The following is a 14,609-nucleotide window of genomic DNA, read 5'->3' on the forward strand; positions in this document are numbered from 1 at the left end:
TTCCTACTATTACAACTGTTGTTCAAGCTGTTGCAGAACATTGACCATTTCAAGCAGGCTTAGTGCAGCTTCGCCGCCCTTGTTACCCACTTTAGTACCTGAACGCTCAATGGCTTGTTCAATGGTATCTGTCGTCAATACACCGAAGGCAACGGGCAGATCGAACTCTAATGCGATTTGAGCTAGACCTTTGTTACATTCACCTGCAACAAAATCAAAATGAGGTGTACCACCACGGATCACAGCACCAAGTGCGATGATACCGTCAAACTTACCACTTGCAGCAACACGACGTGCAGCCAGCGGTAACTCAACCGCACCAGGTACACGGACAACAGTGATGTTTTCATCACTGACTTGGCCAAAACGTTTCAGCGTGTCAAGTGCACCTTCAAGCAGGCTCTCAACTAAAAAGCTGTTAAAACGCGAAATTACAATCGCAACTTTGGCATTCTTCGCTTCGATATTACCTTGAACTACGTTCATTTTCTTACCTAATTTAGCTAAAGCACCCAGCTTGGGCGAAAAGTGGCGACATGATACCACAGTCAAACGCCTACAGCCTTATGCAAATGATAGAAATGGTTAATTTTACCTTAGTGCAACATCTAATTAAGCTTAGCCTGTTACTCCGCCACGTATTCGGTCACTTCAAGACCAAAGCCTGAGAGTGAATGGTAACGCTTAGGCGAACTTAAGAGTCGCATTTTAGTTACTCCAAGGCTGGCAAGGATTTGCGAGCCCACACCCACGCGGCGTGAAGTGCCTTGCCATTTTGCAGGAGCGGGAGCCTGACCTTGATCTTCCGCTTCAAAGGCTTTGACTTTAGCGAGAATTTCACAGGTATGCTCTTGATTGCCCAGCAGCACCAACACTCCACCTTCGGCAGAAATCCGCGCCATGGCTTTTTCAAGCGGCCAGCTACGCTGCTGATCGCGCTCAGAGTGAAGTAGATCGTTAAACGTATTCTGTAAATGTACCCGCACTAAACAGTCAGGCTTCACCTCGCCTTTCACTAAAGCAAAGTGTAATTGATTGTCGATAGTATCCCTAAAGGTCACCATATCGAACTCACCAAAACGGGTTGGCAGTTTGCATTTGGCTTCACGCACAACGGTCGTTTCTTTGGTGTTACGGTATTCAATCAGGGCCGCAATAGTGCCGATTTTAATGCCATGTTTTTCAGAGAAAATCTCTAAATCAGGGCGGCGAGCCATAGTACCGTCTTCATTGAGGATCTCAACAATCACCCCTGATGGTTCAAGCCCCGCTAAACGGGCTAAATCACAGCCTGCTTCAGTGTGACCAGCGCGGGTTAACACGCCGCCGTCCTGCGCCATTAATGGGAAGATATGACCAGGCTGAACTAAATCCGATGCCTTGGCATCTTTAGCCACGGCTGCTTTCACCGTCACCGCGCGATCGTGGGCCGAAATCCCGGTGGTTACGCCTTCTGCCGCTTCAATCGATACCGTAAAGTTAGTCGAGAACTGCGCATTATTGTTAGTCACCATCAAGGGCAGGTTTAACTGCTGGCAACGGGCTTTAGTCATGGTTTGGCAGATGAGCCCACGGCCGTATTTCGCCATAAAGTTAATCGCTTCAGGCGTCACCAACTCGGCCGCCATAATCAGGTCGCCTTCGTTTTCTCTGTCTTCGTCATCCATCAAAATAACCATTTTGCCTTGACGAATATCCTCGATGATCTCTTCTATACTGTGCAGCGCCATTGTAGGACCTTTATGATTTTACTGTTGTTATGAAATTCTATACCTAAGTGAGCTAAGTGCCAGTGCCCTAACGCACAAAGCCAGCACGGGCTAACATTTCCATGGTCACCCCACCGCCTTGGGTTTCTTTAGTATCAAAGCGCATTAAACGCTCTAAATAGCGGGCGATTAAATCCACTTCAATATTCACCTTATCGCCGGCTTTCAAATCTACCAGTGTGGTTTCACCCGCCGTATGAGGCACTATGGTTAAACGAAAACGGTGTCCATCGACCTCGTTTACCGTCAGGCTCACGCCATCGATGGTGATAGAACCTTTATGGGCGATATAGCGCGCCAGCTCAGTTGGCGCCGCTAACCAAAACTCAATCGCTTGACCACGAGCAAGACGCTGCTCTACGGTGGCAATGCCATCCACATGGCCGCTCACCATATGCCCGCCAAGGCGAGTTGTCGGGGTAACGGCTTTTTCAAGATTGACCTTAGTACCCACTTTATAGTTTGCAAAACCTGTGAGACTGACAGTTTCAGCCGACACATCCGCCACATAGCCATCGGCTAATTGTTGCACCACAGTCAAACATACACCGTTGGTGGCGATACTGTCGCCTAAACGCACATCGCTTAAATCCAGTTTGCCACTGGCGACCGTTAAACGAATATCATCGCCCTTACGTTCAAGCTTTCGCAGCGTGCCAACGGCCTCAATAATCCCAGTAAACATGGCTAACTCACTTATTTGCTAGAGATGGATTGGACTCGAGCCTCAAGGTAAAACGCATATCCGCGCCCACTTTACGCTCATCGACCAGTTTGAGGGTCGGAATATCGGCCATCATTTGATAATCGGGTAATTCGAGTAGATTACGTCCTTGTGCTCCAAGGATTTTCATCGCTTGATACAGTACTAACTCATCGGCTAATCCCACGTCGATAAAAGCACCCGCTAAGGTCGCACCCGCTTCGATAAGCACCTGATTACAGCTTTTGCCTAAATAGCTTAAGAGTTCGGGTAGCGAGATTCGACCATCAATCGCCGGTAATTGAAGACAAGTCACATGGGCCGGCAACTGCGCCACAAAGGCTGGTGAGTAAGGCTCAGTTGAGACTAATAAAATCGGCGATTCAATCGCAAGCAAGGCTGCCGTAATCGGCAAGCGGCAACGACTATCTAAAATCACCCGCAGCGGCTGTAAAATTTGCGCCTCACTCAATTGCGAGCTAAGACTGCCAAGCTCTGAGTAGCGCACATTGAGCGAAGGGTCATCGGCCAGTACGGTTTCAATCCCAGTGACCAGTGCGCAGGCGCGCAAACGTAAGCGCTGCACATCGCGGCGAGCTTCGGGGCCTGTAATCCACTTAGAGACACCGTTGGATAATGCGGTTTTACCATCGAGACTCGCGGCAAGCTTTACCGTCACCCAAGGTAGACCCGACTCCATGCGCTTCATAAAACCAAGATTTAAAGCGTAAGCTTGGTCGCGATGTAAACCGACATCCACTTGAATGCCCGCATCGCGCAGCATTTGAATACCGCGACCACCGACCTGCGGATTGGGATCTTCAACCGCCACCACCACACGTTTTACACCTATGTTGATCAACGCCAAGGCGCAGGGCGGCGTACGACCATAATGGCTGCAAGGCTCTAAGGTGACATAGGCGGTCGCGCCACGGGCAAGCTCGCCAGCCATGCGCAGTGCATGCACCTCGGCGTGGGGCTCGCCGGCTTTTTGATGATGACCTTCACCGACAATCTGATTATCTTTTACGATAACGCAGCCCACACTGGGATTGGGGCGAGTGGTATAAAATCCTTTGCGAGCCAGTTGTATGGCTCGGCTCATCATCTGGTTATCGAGTTCTGACCAATTCATATAAACCCTATGAAATCTTGAGGAAGCGTGCCCGAATGCGGCGCATAACGAGGCGCTAACCTAAGCGCTAACCTAAGATAACCCATGTTACTTTTGCAGTTTCGCAATCGCCTCACCAAATTCGGAGACGTCTTCAAAGGCGCGATAAACCGAGGCAAAACGAATATAGGCAACCTTGTCTAGGCTCATTAACTGTTCCATCATCAAGTTACCTATCATCTCGGATGGCACTTCACGCTCGCCAGTCGCCCGCAGCGTTGACTTGATTTTACTTAAGGCCTGCTCGATTTCATCCATAGACACGGGGCGCTTTTCGACCGCGCGTAACATGCCTGCTTGCAGCTTTTCTTCATCGAAGGGTTGGCGCGTACCATCGCGTTTAATCACCCGTGGCATGACTAATTCGGCGCCTTCGAAGGTGGTAAATCTTTCGTGGCATTCGGTGCATTCTCGGCGACGACGCACTTGATGGCCTTCCGCCACTAATCGGGAATCGATCACTTTTGTATCTGTCGCGCTGCAAAATGGACAATGCATTGAGCCTCCTGCCGTGAATGGAATAAAGCCTATCTTGCTTAAACCGAGCAGGTTTAAGTCTAAGATTTTAGCAATAAAAATGGCCGCTTAATGCGGCCATGGGATTTTATCCTATTTATCGGCTGAGGTTAACCACCTAAGAGTGACACCCTAAGCAGTTGTGAACTCAGCCGCCATATTCAGATAAATTAACGAATTAACCGTAAACAGGGAAACGGGCGCACAGTGCCAATACTTGGCCTTTTACGCGCTCGATAACCGCCGGGTTGTGGGCATCGTCGAGGATGTCACAGATCCAACCGGTTAACTCTTTCGCTTCAGCTTCTTTAAAGCCACGGCGAGTGATCGCAGGCGTACCAATACGCACACCAGAGGTCACGAATGGAGAACGTGGATCGTTTGGCACAGAGTTTTTGTTTACTGTGATGTTTGCGCTACCTAAAGCGGCATCGGCTTCTTTACCCGTCAGGTCGCGACCAATTAAGTCCACCAGCATTAAGTGGTTGTCAGTACCGCCAGAAACGATCTTGTAACCGCGCTCTAAGAACACTTCAACCATGGCTTTAGCGTTCTTAACCACTTGTTGTTGGTAAGCTTTGAACTCTGGCTCTAAAGCTTCTTTGAAGGCGACCGCTTTACCCGCGATAACGTGCATCAAAGGACCGCCTTGACCGCCTGGGAATACCGCTGAGTTCAGCTTTTTGTATAGCTCTTCATCATCGGCAGCAGACAGAATGATACCACCACGAGGACCGGCTAAGGTCTTGTGAGTGGTTGAGGTCACAACGTGAGCGTGTGGCACTGGGTTTGGATACACACCAGCGGCGATAAGACCCGCAACGTGCGCCATGTCGACAAACAGGTAAGCACCGATTTTGTCTGCAATTTCGCGCATTCTTGCCCAGTCAACGATGCCTGAGTAAGCAGAGAAACCACCGATCATCATCTTAGGCTTATGTTCAACCGCCAGACGTTCCATTTCGTCGTAGTCGATTTTGCCTGATTCATCGATGCCGTAAGGAATGATGTTGTACAGTCTACCGGAGAAGTTTACAGGTGAACCGTGGGTCAAGTGGCCACCATGAGCGAGGTTCATACCTAAAACGGTATCGCCTGGTTTTAACAATGCCATGTAAACGGCGCTGTTTGCTTGAGAACCTGAGTGAGGTTGTACGTTTGCGTAAGTCGCACCAAACAGTTGTTTTGCACGCTCAATCGCTAAGGTTTCAACTACGTCCACATACTCACAACCACCGTAGTAACGCTTGCCTGGGTAACCTTCGGCGTACTTGTTGGTTAATTGTGAACCTTGCGCTTGCATCACGCGTGGACTGGTGTAGTTTTCAGAAGCAATCAGCTCAATATGCTCTTCTTGACGCAGAGTTTCGTTCTGAATTGCGTTGAACAGTTCCGGATCATAATCTGCGATATTCATATCTTTTTTCAGCATTGCTTACTCCAGCTGCCAATTCTTGTAGGTAGGGTTGCGCGGTATTCTACTCGTAACGAGCCGACAATCCCAGTCTCTGAAACATGAAAATCCTACAGTTTTACCTTGAACTCGCCTCAATGCCGAGTTGAGTTCGGCGCACAATCGAGTAGAATTAGCCGCATCATTAGTCACTTATAGATGCAGAAAAATGGCTCAGTTTGTTTACAGCATGCTGCGGGTGGGCAAGGTTGTTCCTCCTAAGAAGCAGATCCTTAAAGACATTTCCTTAAGCTTTTTCCCCGGCGCAAAGATCGGTGTGTTAGGTCTTAACGGTTCTGGTAAATCCACCCTACTGCGCATCATGGCCGGTATCGATACCGAAATTGAGGGTGAAGCGCGTCCAATGCCGGGCCTGAAGATTGGTTACCTGCCACAGGAACCGAAACTCGACCCAACGCAAACCGTACGTGAGGCGATTGAAGAAGCGGTTTCTGAAGCCAAAAATGCCCTCAAACGCTTAGACGAAGTCTATGCCGCTTACGCGGATCCCGATGCAGACTTCGACGCCCTTGCCAAAGAGCAAGGTGAACTCGAAGCGATCATTCAGGCGCAGGACGCCCACAATCTGGACAACATCCTCGAGCGTGCGGCGAACGCCCTTCGTCTGCCAGATTGGGATGAAAAGATTGAAGTCTTATCGGGTGGTGAGCGCCGCCGTGTGGCGATTTGCCGTCTGCTGCTGGAAAAGCCAGAGATGCTGCTACTCGACGAACCGACCAACCATTTGGACGCCGAATCAGTCGCTTGGCTCGAACACTTCCTGCAGGAATACTCGGGCACCGTGGTGGCGATTACCCACGACCGTTACTTCCTCGACAATGCTGCTGGTTGGATTTTAGAACTTGACCGTGGTGAGGGTATCCCATGGGAAGGCAACTACTCTTCATGGCTTGAGCAAAAAGATGCTCGCTTGAAGCAGGAATCGGCCGCTGAAAGCGCGCGTCAAAAGACCATTGCAAAAGAATTAGAATGGGTTCGCCAAGGTGCGAAAGGCCGTCAGTCTAAGGGCAAAGCCCGTATGGCGCGCTTCGAAGAGCTGAACACCACAGATTACCAAAAACGTAACGAAACCAACGAGCTGTTTATTCCGCCTGGACCACGTTTAGGTGATAAAGTCATCGAAGTGAAGAACTTAACCAAGTCCTATGGTGATCGCGTGCTAATCGATAACCTGTCGTTCTCGATTCCTAAGGGCGCGATCGTCGGTATTATCGGTGCCAACGGTGCAGGTAAATCGACCCTGTTCCGCATGCTGTCTGGCAGCGAGCAACCTGATAGCGGCACCATTGAGATAGGTGAAACAGTACAACTGGCGTCGGTTGAGCAGTTCCGCGATTCGATGAATGACAAGAACACCATTTGGCAAGAAATCTCTGGTGGTCAAGACATCATGCGCATCAACAACATGGAAATTCCAAGTCGCGCCTATGTTGGCCGCTTTAACTTCCGTGGTGCGGATCAGCAAAAGATTATCGGTACTCTATCGGGCGGTGAGCGCAACCGTGTTCACTTAGCCAAACTGTTGCAGGCTGGCGGTAACGTACTGCTCCTCGACGAACCAACCAACGACTTAGACGTTGAAACCCTGCGCGCACTGGAAGAAGCGATCCTCGAATTCCCAGGTTGCGCTATGGTGATCTCGCACGACCGTTGGTTCTTAGACCGTATCGCGACCCACATTCTGGACTACCGCGACGAAGGCCAAGTAAACTTCTACGAAGGTAACTACACCGAATACTCGGCATGGTTGAAGAACACCTATGGTGCCGATGTGATTGAACCACACCGCTTAAAATACAAGCGTATGACGAAATAGATTTAGAACCTAACCTTATTTAAGGAGCTTAACTCGAAAGAGTTAAGCTCCTTTTTTATGGTAATTGATTAGGCAGAACTGACTTTGGCGCTATTTCAAACTAGCAAAATAAGCGACCAACATATCCATCATCACTCTTAATGCAGGCTGCATATGTTTACGGGATTGATATACGCCGTATACGCCCAAGGTTTGAGGTTGAAACTCCAGCAACAATGGCACTAATTCGCCAGTGTCGAGATAGGGCTTCGCCGCCCACAGGGGCTGCATGGCAATCCCCTCCCCCGCTAAAGTAGCGTTTAACACCACCATAGAATCATTGGCACTTAAATTACCTCTTACGGGAATATTAAAAAGCTGTCCCGCCTCGATACCATCAGGATGATTAATTTGAGTAAAACGCCACATCACATCGCCAAAGTAGGAATAGGTCAGGCAATTATGCCGGGTTAAATCCTCAGGATGTGTGACAGCCGAATGGGTGGCAAGGTAACGTGGCGAGGCGCAGACCACAGACTCACATTCCCCTAAGCGCCTTGCGATAAGTGAAGGATCGAGTTCGTTGGTGATTCGAATAGCAAGATCGATGCGCTCAGCGACTAAATCAACGGTTTGACTCGTTACATGAAAGTTCACACTCGCCTGAGGATATTGGGATAAGTAGGGACGAACGACCGTGGGAAGGAGCAAATGCGCCATAAATTGCGAACAGCTAATCCGCAATAATCCTCTGGGTTGGGCGCTTTGGGCATGACTGACGGTGGGGACTTCCTGTGCTAATTCAAGCAAACGCTGGCAGTAATCGAGCACTTGCTCGCCCGCACTGGTCAAGCTCAAACGTCTTGTCGAGCGGTGCAACAAACGTGCGCCCGACCATTCCTCTATCTCGGCCAAATAACGAGTTACCATAGAGCGCGACATATCTAACGCCTCGGCGGCGCCAATCATGCTCCCCCGATCGACGATAGTCACAAACACCTTTGCCGCTTCGAGTCTATCCATGGTTTATCCGCCTTTATGTTGATTACCTTGCACTAAATAATCGGTTTTAAACGTGTATTCATCCGAATTATGCAACAAATAAGCGCAATTTGTCGTGTTTATCTAAGTTTTTTTGCAACCTAAACTAAGCTCACTTTTGCAGCAGTGCAAATCACCGAATCCTATTTGAATGAATAAGTGAGAACAGAAATGACACTATTGAATGCTCTAAAATTAACCTCTTTGAAACCCCAGTTAGCCGCAACCATGCTGATGGCGGGAATGGCTACTGCTCAGGCAGCACCTTTGCAAGTGAGCCATTTTAATCCGGGCGAAAACAGTATTTTTGCGGTGTCTTCAAGCTTTATCAGTGGCGAGCATGAAATGATGTTGGTCGATGCTCAGTTTCAAAAAAATGATGCCCAAACCTTAGTGGATACCATTAAGGCCAGCGGTAAAAAGCTTACCTTGGTGTATATCAGCCATAGCGATCCGGATTTCTACTTTGGATTGGATGTGATTAAACAAAACTTCCCCGAGGTCGAAATTGTCGCCACTCAAACTACGGTCGATGATATTAAAGCCTCGATGGAGGGCAAACTGGCCTACTGGGGACCGATTTTAAAGGACAATGCCCCGAGCCAATTAGTGCTGCCTAAGGTGGTCACCACCAATCACTTTAGTATCGACGGTGAACAAGTGCTGATTGAAGGGCTAGAGGATGCTCACCCTAAGCATACCTTCCTGTGGGTACCGTCGGCTAAAACCATCACTGGCGGCGTTGAAGTGTTTGATAACACACACGTTTGGATGGCAGATACTCAAAGTGTAGAGTCGCGTAAAGCTTGGTTAACCCATTTAGAAAAGATGGAAGCCTTATCCCCCAAAGAGGTTATCCCTGGACATTATCTCGGTGATGCCAGATTTGATAAGCGCGCCATCGCCTTTACTCGCGATTATATTAATGCCTTTGAAAAGGCAGCCCAAACAGCAAAAGATTCTGCGGACTTAATCGCCAAGATGCTCACGCTCTACCCACAAATTCCTTTAGATGCAGGGCTTGAGATCAGTGCCAAAGTGATTATGGGTGAAATGCGCTGGCCAATGTAACCAAATTGGGGCATGGCTAATCCTGCCCCACTCATTCAAAGGTTATGCATTAACTCACGAGTCAGAGCACAAAATAGTTTTGTAGGAAGCACATAAATGAATACCACAGACAATCCCAAGGCCGTTTTACATGCCATTATCGATCCTCTGTGCGGTTGGTGTTACGCGGCCGCACCGCTGTTTGATGCTGCAGCCGCTGCCGGATTTACCATCAAACTCCATGCGGGTGGCATGCTCACAGGGCCAAGGCGCAAACAGATTGATAACCAATGGCGCGATTACGTCATGCCCCATGACCAACGGATTGCCGCGCTAACGGGACAAGCCTTTGGTGAAAACTACTACGAAGGCCTATTGCGTGACACGAGTATCGTATTGGATTCGGCGCCGCCGATCAGGGCGTTACTCGCTGTGGCCGCCTTAGGAGGCGATGATTTAGCCTACTTACATGCGGTGCAGCTCGCCCATTATCGCGATGGCAAATGTGCGAGTGATGAAGGCAATTTGCATCTTTTAGCAGAAGAATTAGCGCTAAACGGTGCCGACTTTGCCCAAGAATACGCTAAAAATGAAGACGCATTCTATCAACATATATTGGAAACTCGGGCGTTAATGAATCAGCTCGGCGCCCAAGGGTTTCCGACGGTAGCGCTAGAAACCAGCGAAGGCAATTTAAAACTGCTCAACCACAGCCGCTTTTATGGCCAACCTTCGACTTGGCTTGAATATCTGAATAAGCAGCTATCTTAATCGGCAGCTTTCTTATCAAGTTAGTGATTAAAAGTATGCGCCTTAGGGAGTTGACTAGCTAAGGCGTAATACCTTCGTCCCGAGCATAAAACGATTAGCTAAGTCTTTTTTAAAGGCTTAGCCAATCTATTAGCCTTGGTTTTCTGGTGCAAGCTCAGCCTGCTTAGCCTCTTCAAGAGTAAAACTCTCGGAGTTTTTCACACACTCAAGTACCGCTTTAGCGTAGAGTGGAATAGGTTTATCCCGCGGTAAACGGGGTAATTCGGTCCCAGGTAAAGAAAGCAGATACTGATTGACCTTAGATTCAAACCACGAGAAGCGTATTAACTTAAGCCCTTGGTTTGTTTCCAAATAGCATTTGTAATCCTGTCGTTTCTCGGTTTCTGCCGCCATCGCAGGCCATTGGAGTCCCGATAGCAGCAACAAACCCAAAGCACCGTATTTCATCATAAGGTTATCACTCATCTCAACTCGTTAACTCTATGTATTATTGACTAATGTAATAATAAATTTTGTTCGTTGTTGGCCCACCACCAATACACTTAGGGTTACCACTTTCACATGTCGCCTCATCAGGTACCGCATTACCAATACCAATCAAAAACATATCTGGCGTAGGTACTTTGGCATTCGGATCCTTAGGCTGCTCGGCGGGAGGTATCACCAACTGCGGCGTATCCAATACTAGTTCGCCAGCATATAAATAATCCGTTTTGTAACCACGAGTGCCTCTATGTAAATTCATCTTATAGAGATAACCCTTACCCGAACTTAAGCATTGATTGACTGAAGCATCGCTGCCGGGCACAAAACTGGTGAAATACACTTCCCCCCCGACTATAGTCGCGGACGAAAGGCTCTTTTCACCTTTCCGGGAAAAGTTATAGTACCAGCCTCGTTTTTGGCTAAAGGCAATCTCGCTAGCTTGATCGTTTGGCGCAGCCGAACTGACATCATATAAATCGCTTAACTGTAAGGCACTTGGTATCGGCTTTTGATTAGACTTACCTTGGAAAGATTGAGTGACTATGTTCCTATCTTGCAACACAAAAAACATATCCGAGCGAGATACATCACTCGGCTTTGCCCTGTGACCGCTGCCAACAACCACGGCATCGTAGGGAATATTTTGCGTCGTCACTGTCTTAGTGGATTTTCCATTCACCACCTGAGTTAACTCGAAGGTATTAGTCATAATGGTTTGTGCAACCGTGGGGCCGGAGAAGAAACGTCTGTCACTTGCCACCGCACTCTTATCCCCTAATGCGGCAAATTTAAATCCTGACCAAGTCGCCGAATCCGCCGAAGGCATGTCCATCCGCCACACATTTCCTTGAGTGTCAGTAGCATAGAGTCTATCTGTTCGACCATCGCCATTACCGTCTAACACGGCAACACTACTCGGAATACTATTTGCAATACCGGGCAGCACTGTGTTTGCGCCGCTGCCGCCAAATTGATGGATTAGCGCCCCCGTTTGCGCATCGACAATAAACACCCCTCGACCACGGCTGTCGTCACTACCAATCTCAGCGCCATCCTTGGTCGCAGGGGAATATCCCGCACCAAAGATAAGCACGGGTTTATCCCCTGAAGCGCTTGGAATCGTGGTAACTACAGGCGTAGACCAAGATTGACCCAACTCCCCCATCCCTGGCGAACTGGCATCAATCTTCCACATAAAAGTAGGGTTATTGGGGGAAGAGATGTCGAGGGCATAATAGGCATTTCCACCACGACGCATCCCCACAAAAACCCATGCTTTTTCAACCCGTTTACCCTGCATTTTGGTATAGGCCACTGGCGAGCCATCAATACCGTAAACAGAGTGAACGCCCGTTGGCGCATTGGCCTTCAAATCGCGAAGATTTGGCAGCAACTCATAGGGGATGAATCCCCAAGTCTCTGACACTGCATTACCTTCATCCTTAAACATATGCAGGAACCCATGGTTAGTCCCGACAAGAATTCGGATATCGGGCTTATCTTCAGATCCAAAGTTGAGTGCTAAGGGTTTGGAATGTAAAGCATCCCCCATTATATCGGTGCGCCAATTAGGGGTTGCGCCACTGACAGCACCTAAATCCTGATTCTTATCATTATCAACATCGATGCCCTTGGTCCAATCAAATAAGTTGGTCAACTCAGTTTCATCGACCCCCATATAGAAGGCTAAACGTGCATTACCACCCGCTTTTCGAGAAGCGTTAGACAGAGTGAAAGGGCTCAAGCCTGTACCTAAATTACTGTATAGGGTACGGCTGTTGGCCTGCTGCATTGAGGCTAGTACCCCGCCCCGCTTCACATCGTTACCATCACCACCAGCAGCACATTCATCGGCCGGGGTCCAATAGGAACAAGCATCAGCTTTGATATTGCCATCCTCACCTATTGCATTATTGCCTTTACTATCGACGACATCGCCACTACTGGTCACCTTAAATTTCTTGATATTGCCTAACCATCTCGGGCCTTTGTTCGGCAAGAACATAGAGTAATAGGCAGAATCAAAGGTTTGCGTTCGATTAAAGTTATTACTTGCCACTGAGGGCGAGGTAAAGCTGGCATTTTTTTCGAGGATATTGTTTAAGGCCGTTTGTAATGAAGAACGTAATTTGCTGGCATCGGTCGCATCGTAATACTTGCCACCACCATTTTCAGCGGTTTGTTTAAGTAGATGTTCGGCACTGGCTGCACCTTCACTAAAGCCAATGGTAAAGGTCCTAACGGTTTGTTTGCCTGAGGAATTAGGATTAACGTCTTCATTTCTCATCCAGCCAGAAAGCGCACTTAAGTAACTAACAGGCCTGGAAGTATGTTTTCCAACGCCTTTGGTTAACTGTTCAACCAAATTATTGGCCGCATTATCCAGCGTTGGCTCACCGTCGGTGATATAGATGATATAAGCTTCATTTTGGCAACGTTTAAAGGGCGAGTTATAGTTATTGGTCCCTTTTACCAAGGCTTCCGGATCGGTAAAGGGGTTTCTATTCGCTTGGTAAGTCCCCTGATATCGCCCCCACTGATCGTAATAATGGTAATCGCTGTCGTCGTCACCAAAATACTGACTCTGGCCACCAAAATAACGATATGCCTCATAGAGGGTTTCGCATAAAGGGGTATTTTGAGCATAGTTAATATCATTAACTCCACTGAGCAAATCAATTTTAGCTTGGGCAGACATAGGTTTAATCCCTGAGATTATCCGTCCACCGTCACGCTTTCCTTCATCTGGACCATTCATGTTAAAAATCGCCAGTCCAAAATCCACTCCCGGCGTAGTTAAGATCACGCTTTCAATCGCATCCTTGGCCAATGCTAAGCGCGTTTTATTGACCTTGGTTTTAGGGCCATGCAGCCAGTTTAGATAATCTTCGGTATAGACAGTAACCACTTTGCCAGTACCAAAACCGGTATTTTCTGCTTTTGCCTTAGCGGCGGCCTTGGCACTATCTGATGAGTTAGCATTGACCGCGGTGTAACGTACAGGTTTATTTGGTGTTCCTAAACTGTCCACGGGTAACCCTTGGGCTTCAGATGCTGCGTTACCGAATTTCTCCTCTTGGATATCTTCAAAACAATCGACAGCGAGGATCGAGCCACCATTTAACTCAGAAAACTCTCTCCAAGAACCTGAACCGCCCGAAAAACCATATTCCCTAAAGAATCCAGTAAAAGTGCCGTAACGGTTAAGATATTCCCATGAGCTCTCGCAGCCATTGAGCGAACCTCTGAACTTACGCTTTTCCTGCCGCGAACTAGGGTTAGGCGCAGTAGTATTTTCCGACGAACCTCGGCTATAAAATAAATTCCCCGATTGGGCGTAATTTATTTTGCGCTTATTTTCGTAAGGCGCTTCAACATCATATGCAAGACTACTCATGCTGCCCGAGTTATCAAAAATAATCAGCACTTGAGGACGCGAACCATTGCGCGCAGAAGCTTCAAAGACATAAAGTTCAGTGTCATCGGCATGACTCGGCGCTATAAATAAACTCGCAGCACACACAATGACACTCGAAAGAATAAAAGAAACAACCGACGTTAGCGTATGGCAAACGTTTTGTTTACGAATTATCCTGATAATTAACGAGAACAAACGAACAAGAGAGAATACCAACCAATTACTGGGTTGGTATTTTAAAAAATACGGGTTCATAAAGTACGCATATAGGTTATTTAGACAAACACACATCAACCTAAGGCTTAACACTTTAAATCACACTATCACAAATAACGGCGAAGCAAAGTTACCGAATTGAATCCAGTAAAATCATAACATTAGGTATCTAATGTTGCTTTTTATCATTACCAAC

At 48.0% G+C, this 14,609-nt stretch carries 12 protein-coding genes; 3 read left to right on the forward strand and 9 right to left on the reverse strand.

Annotation, left to right across the window (positions count from 1 at the left end; genetic code table 11):
• Positions 1–9: 9 nt before the first annotated feature.
• The 6 genes from ribH to glyA all read right to left on the reverse strand — a co-directional run bounded on the left by ribH (position 10) and on the right by glyA (position 5,594).
• On the reverse strand, positions 10–486 hold the full coding sequence (ribH, locus tag EYR25_RS18590) for a 6,7-dimethyl-8-ribityllumazine synthase (protein ID WP_133182100.1): 477 nt from the start codon (positions 484–486) through the stop codon (positions 10–12).
• Between the two features lie 140 nt (positions 487–626).
• The gene (gene ribBA, locus EYR25_RS18595; protein ID WP_133182102.1) at positions 627–1,730 is read right to left on the reverse strand and encodes a bifunctional 3,4-dihydroxy-2-butanone-4-phosphate synthase/GTP cyclohydrolase II; all 1,104 of its coding nucleotides are present in this window, start codon (positions 1,728–1,730) and stop codon (positions 627–629) included.
• Between the two features lie 67 nt (positions 1,731–1,797).
• On the reverse strand, positions 1,798–2,454 hold the full coding sequence (locus EYR25_RS18600) for a riboflavin synthase (RefSeq protein ID WP_011716201.1): 657 nt from the start codon (positions 2,452–2,454) through the stop codon (positions 1,798–1,800).
• A gap of 7 nt (positions 2,455–2,461) precedes the next feature.
• Positions 2,462–3,607: a bifunctional diaminohydroxyphosphoribosylaminopyrimidine deaminase/5-amino-6-(5-phosphoribosylamino)uracil reductase RibD gene (ribD, locus tag EYR25_RS18605; protein ID WP_133182104.1), complete on the reverse strand. Its 1,146-nt coding sequence runs from the start codon at positions 3,605–3,607 to the stop codon at positions 2,462–2,464.
• A gap of 87 nt (positions 3,608–3,694) precedes the next feature.
• The gene (gene nrdR, locus EYR25_RS18610; RefSeq protein ID WP_011073317.1) at positions 3,695–4,144 is read right to left on the reverse strand and encodes a transcriptional regulator NrdR; all 450 of its coding nucleotides are present in this window, start codon (positions 4,142–4,144) and stop codon (positions 3,695–3,697) included.
• A 196-nt stretch (positions 4,145–4,340) separates the two neighbouring features.
• On the reverse strand, positions 4,341–5,594 hold the full coding sequence (gene glyA, locus EYR25_RS18615; RefSeq protein ID WP_011625551.1) for a serine hydroxymethyltransferase: 1,254 nt from the start codon (positions 5,592–5,594) through the stop codon (positions 4,341–4,343).
• A 190-nt stretch (positions 5,595–5,784) separates the two neighbouring features.
• On the opposite strand from glyA, the gene ettA reads away from it, so the two are divergent.
• The gene (gene ettA / locus EYR25_RS18620) at positions 5,785–7,452 is read left to right on the forward strand and encodes an energy-dependent translational throttle protein EttA (RefSeq protein ID WP_023267567.1); all 1,668 of its coding nucleotides are present in this window, start codon (positions 5,785–5,787) and stop codon (positions 7,450–7,452) included.
• A 90-nt stretch (positions 7,453–7,542) separates the two neighbouring features.
• On the opposite strand, the gene EYR25_RS18625 is transcribed toward ettA, so the two are convergent.
• The gene (locus EYR25_RS18625) at positions 7,543–8,454 is read right to left on the reverse strand and encodes a LysR family transcriptional regulator (protein ID WP_133182106.1); all 912 of its coding nucleotides are present in this window, start codon (positions 8,452–8,454) and stop codon (positions 7,543–7,545) included.
• A gap of 189 nt (positions 8,455–8,643) precedes the next feature.
• On the opposite strand from EYR25_RS18625, the gene EYR25_RS18630 reads away from it, so the two are divergent.
• Both EYR25_RS18630 and EYR25_RS18635 read left to right on the forward strand, forming a co-directional pair.
• Positions 8,644–9,543: an MBL fold metallo-hydrolase gene (locus tag EYR25_RS18630; RefSeq protein ID WP_133182108.1), complete on the forward strand. Its 900-nt coding sequence runs from the start codon at positions 8,644–8,646 to the stop codon at positions 9,541–9,543.
• A gap of 96 nt (positions 9,544–9,639) precedes the next feature.
• The gene (locus EYR25_RS18635; protein ID WP_133182110.1) at positions 9,640–10,293 is read left to right on the forward strand and encodes a DsbA family protein; all 654 of its coding nucleotides are present in this window, start codon (positions 9,640–9,642) and stop codon (positions 10,291–10,293) included.
• Positions 10,294–10,422: 129 nt separating this feature from the next.
• Here EYR25_RS18635 and EYR25_RS18640 read toward each other — a convergent pair whose 3' ends face one another.
• Both EYR25_RS18640 and EYR25_RS18645 read right to left on the reverse strand, forming a co-directional pair.
• On the reverse strand, positions 10,423–10,758 hold the full coding sequence (locus tag EYR25_RS18640) for a TapY2 family type IVa secretion system protein (RefSeq protein WP_023267571.1): 336 nt from the start codon (positions 10,756–10,758) through the stop codon (positions 10,423–10,425).
• A gap of 22 nt (positions 10,759–10,780) precedes the next feature.
• Positions 10,781–14,452, reverse strand: a complete 3,672-nt coding sequence (locus tag EYR25_RS18645) for a pilus assembly protein (RefSeq protein ID WP_133182112.1) — start codon at positions 14,450–14,452, stop codon at positions 10,781–10,783.
• Between the last annotated feature and the right edge of the window lie 157 nt (positions 14,453–14,609).

It is taken from the genome of Shewanella decolorationis (genome assembly GCF_004354305.1).
In the GTDB taxonomy this organism is placed as follows: Bacteria; Pseudomonadota; Gammaproteobacteria; order Enterobacterales; family Shewanellaceae; genus Shewanella; species Shewanella decolorationis.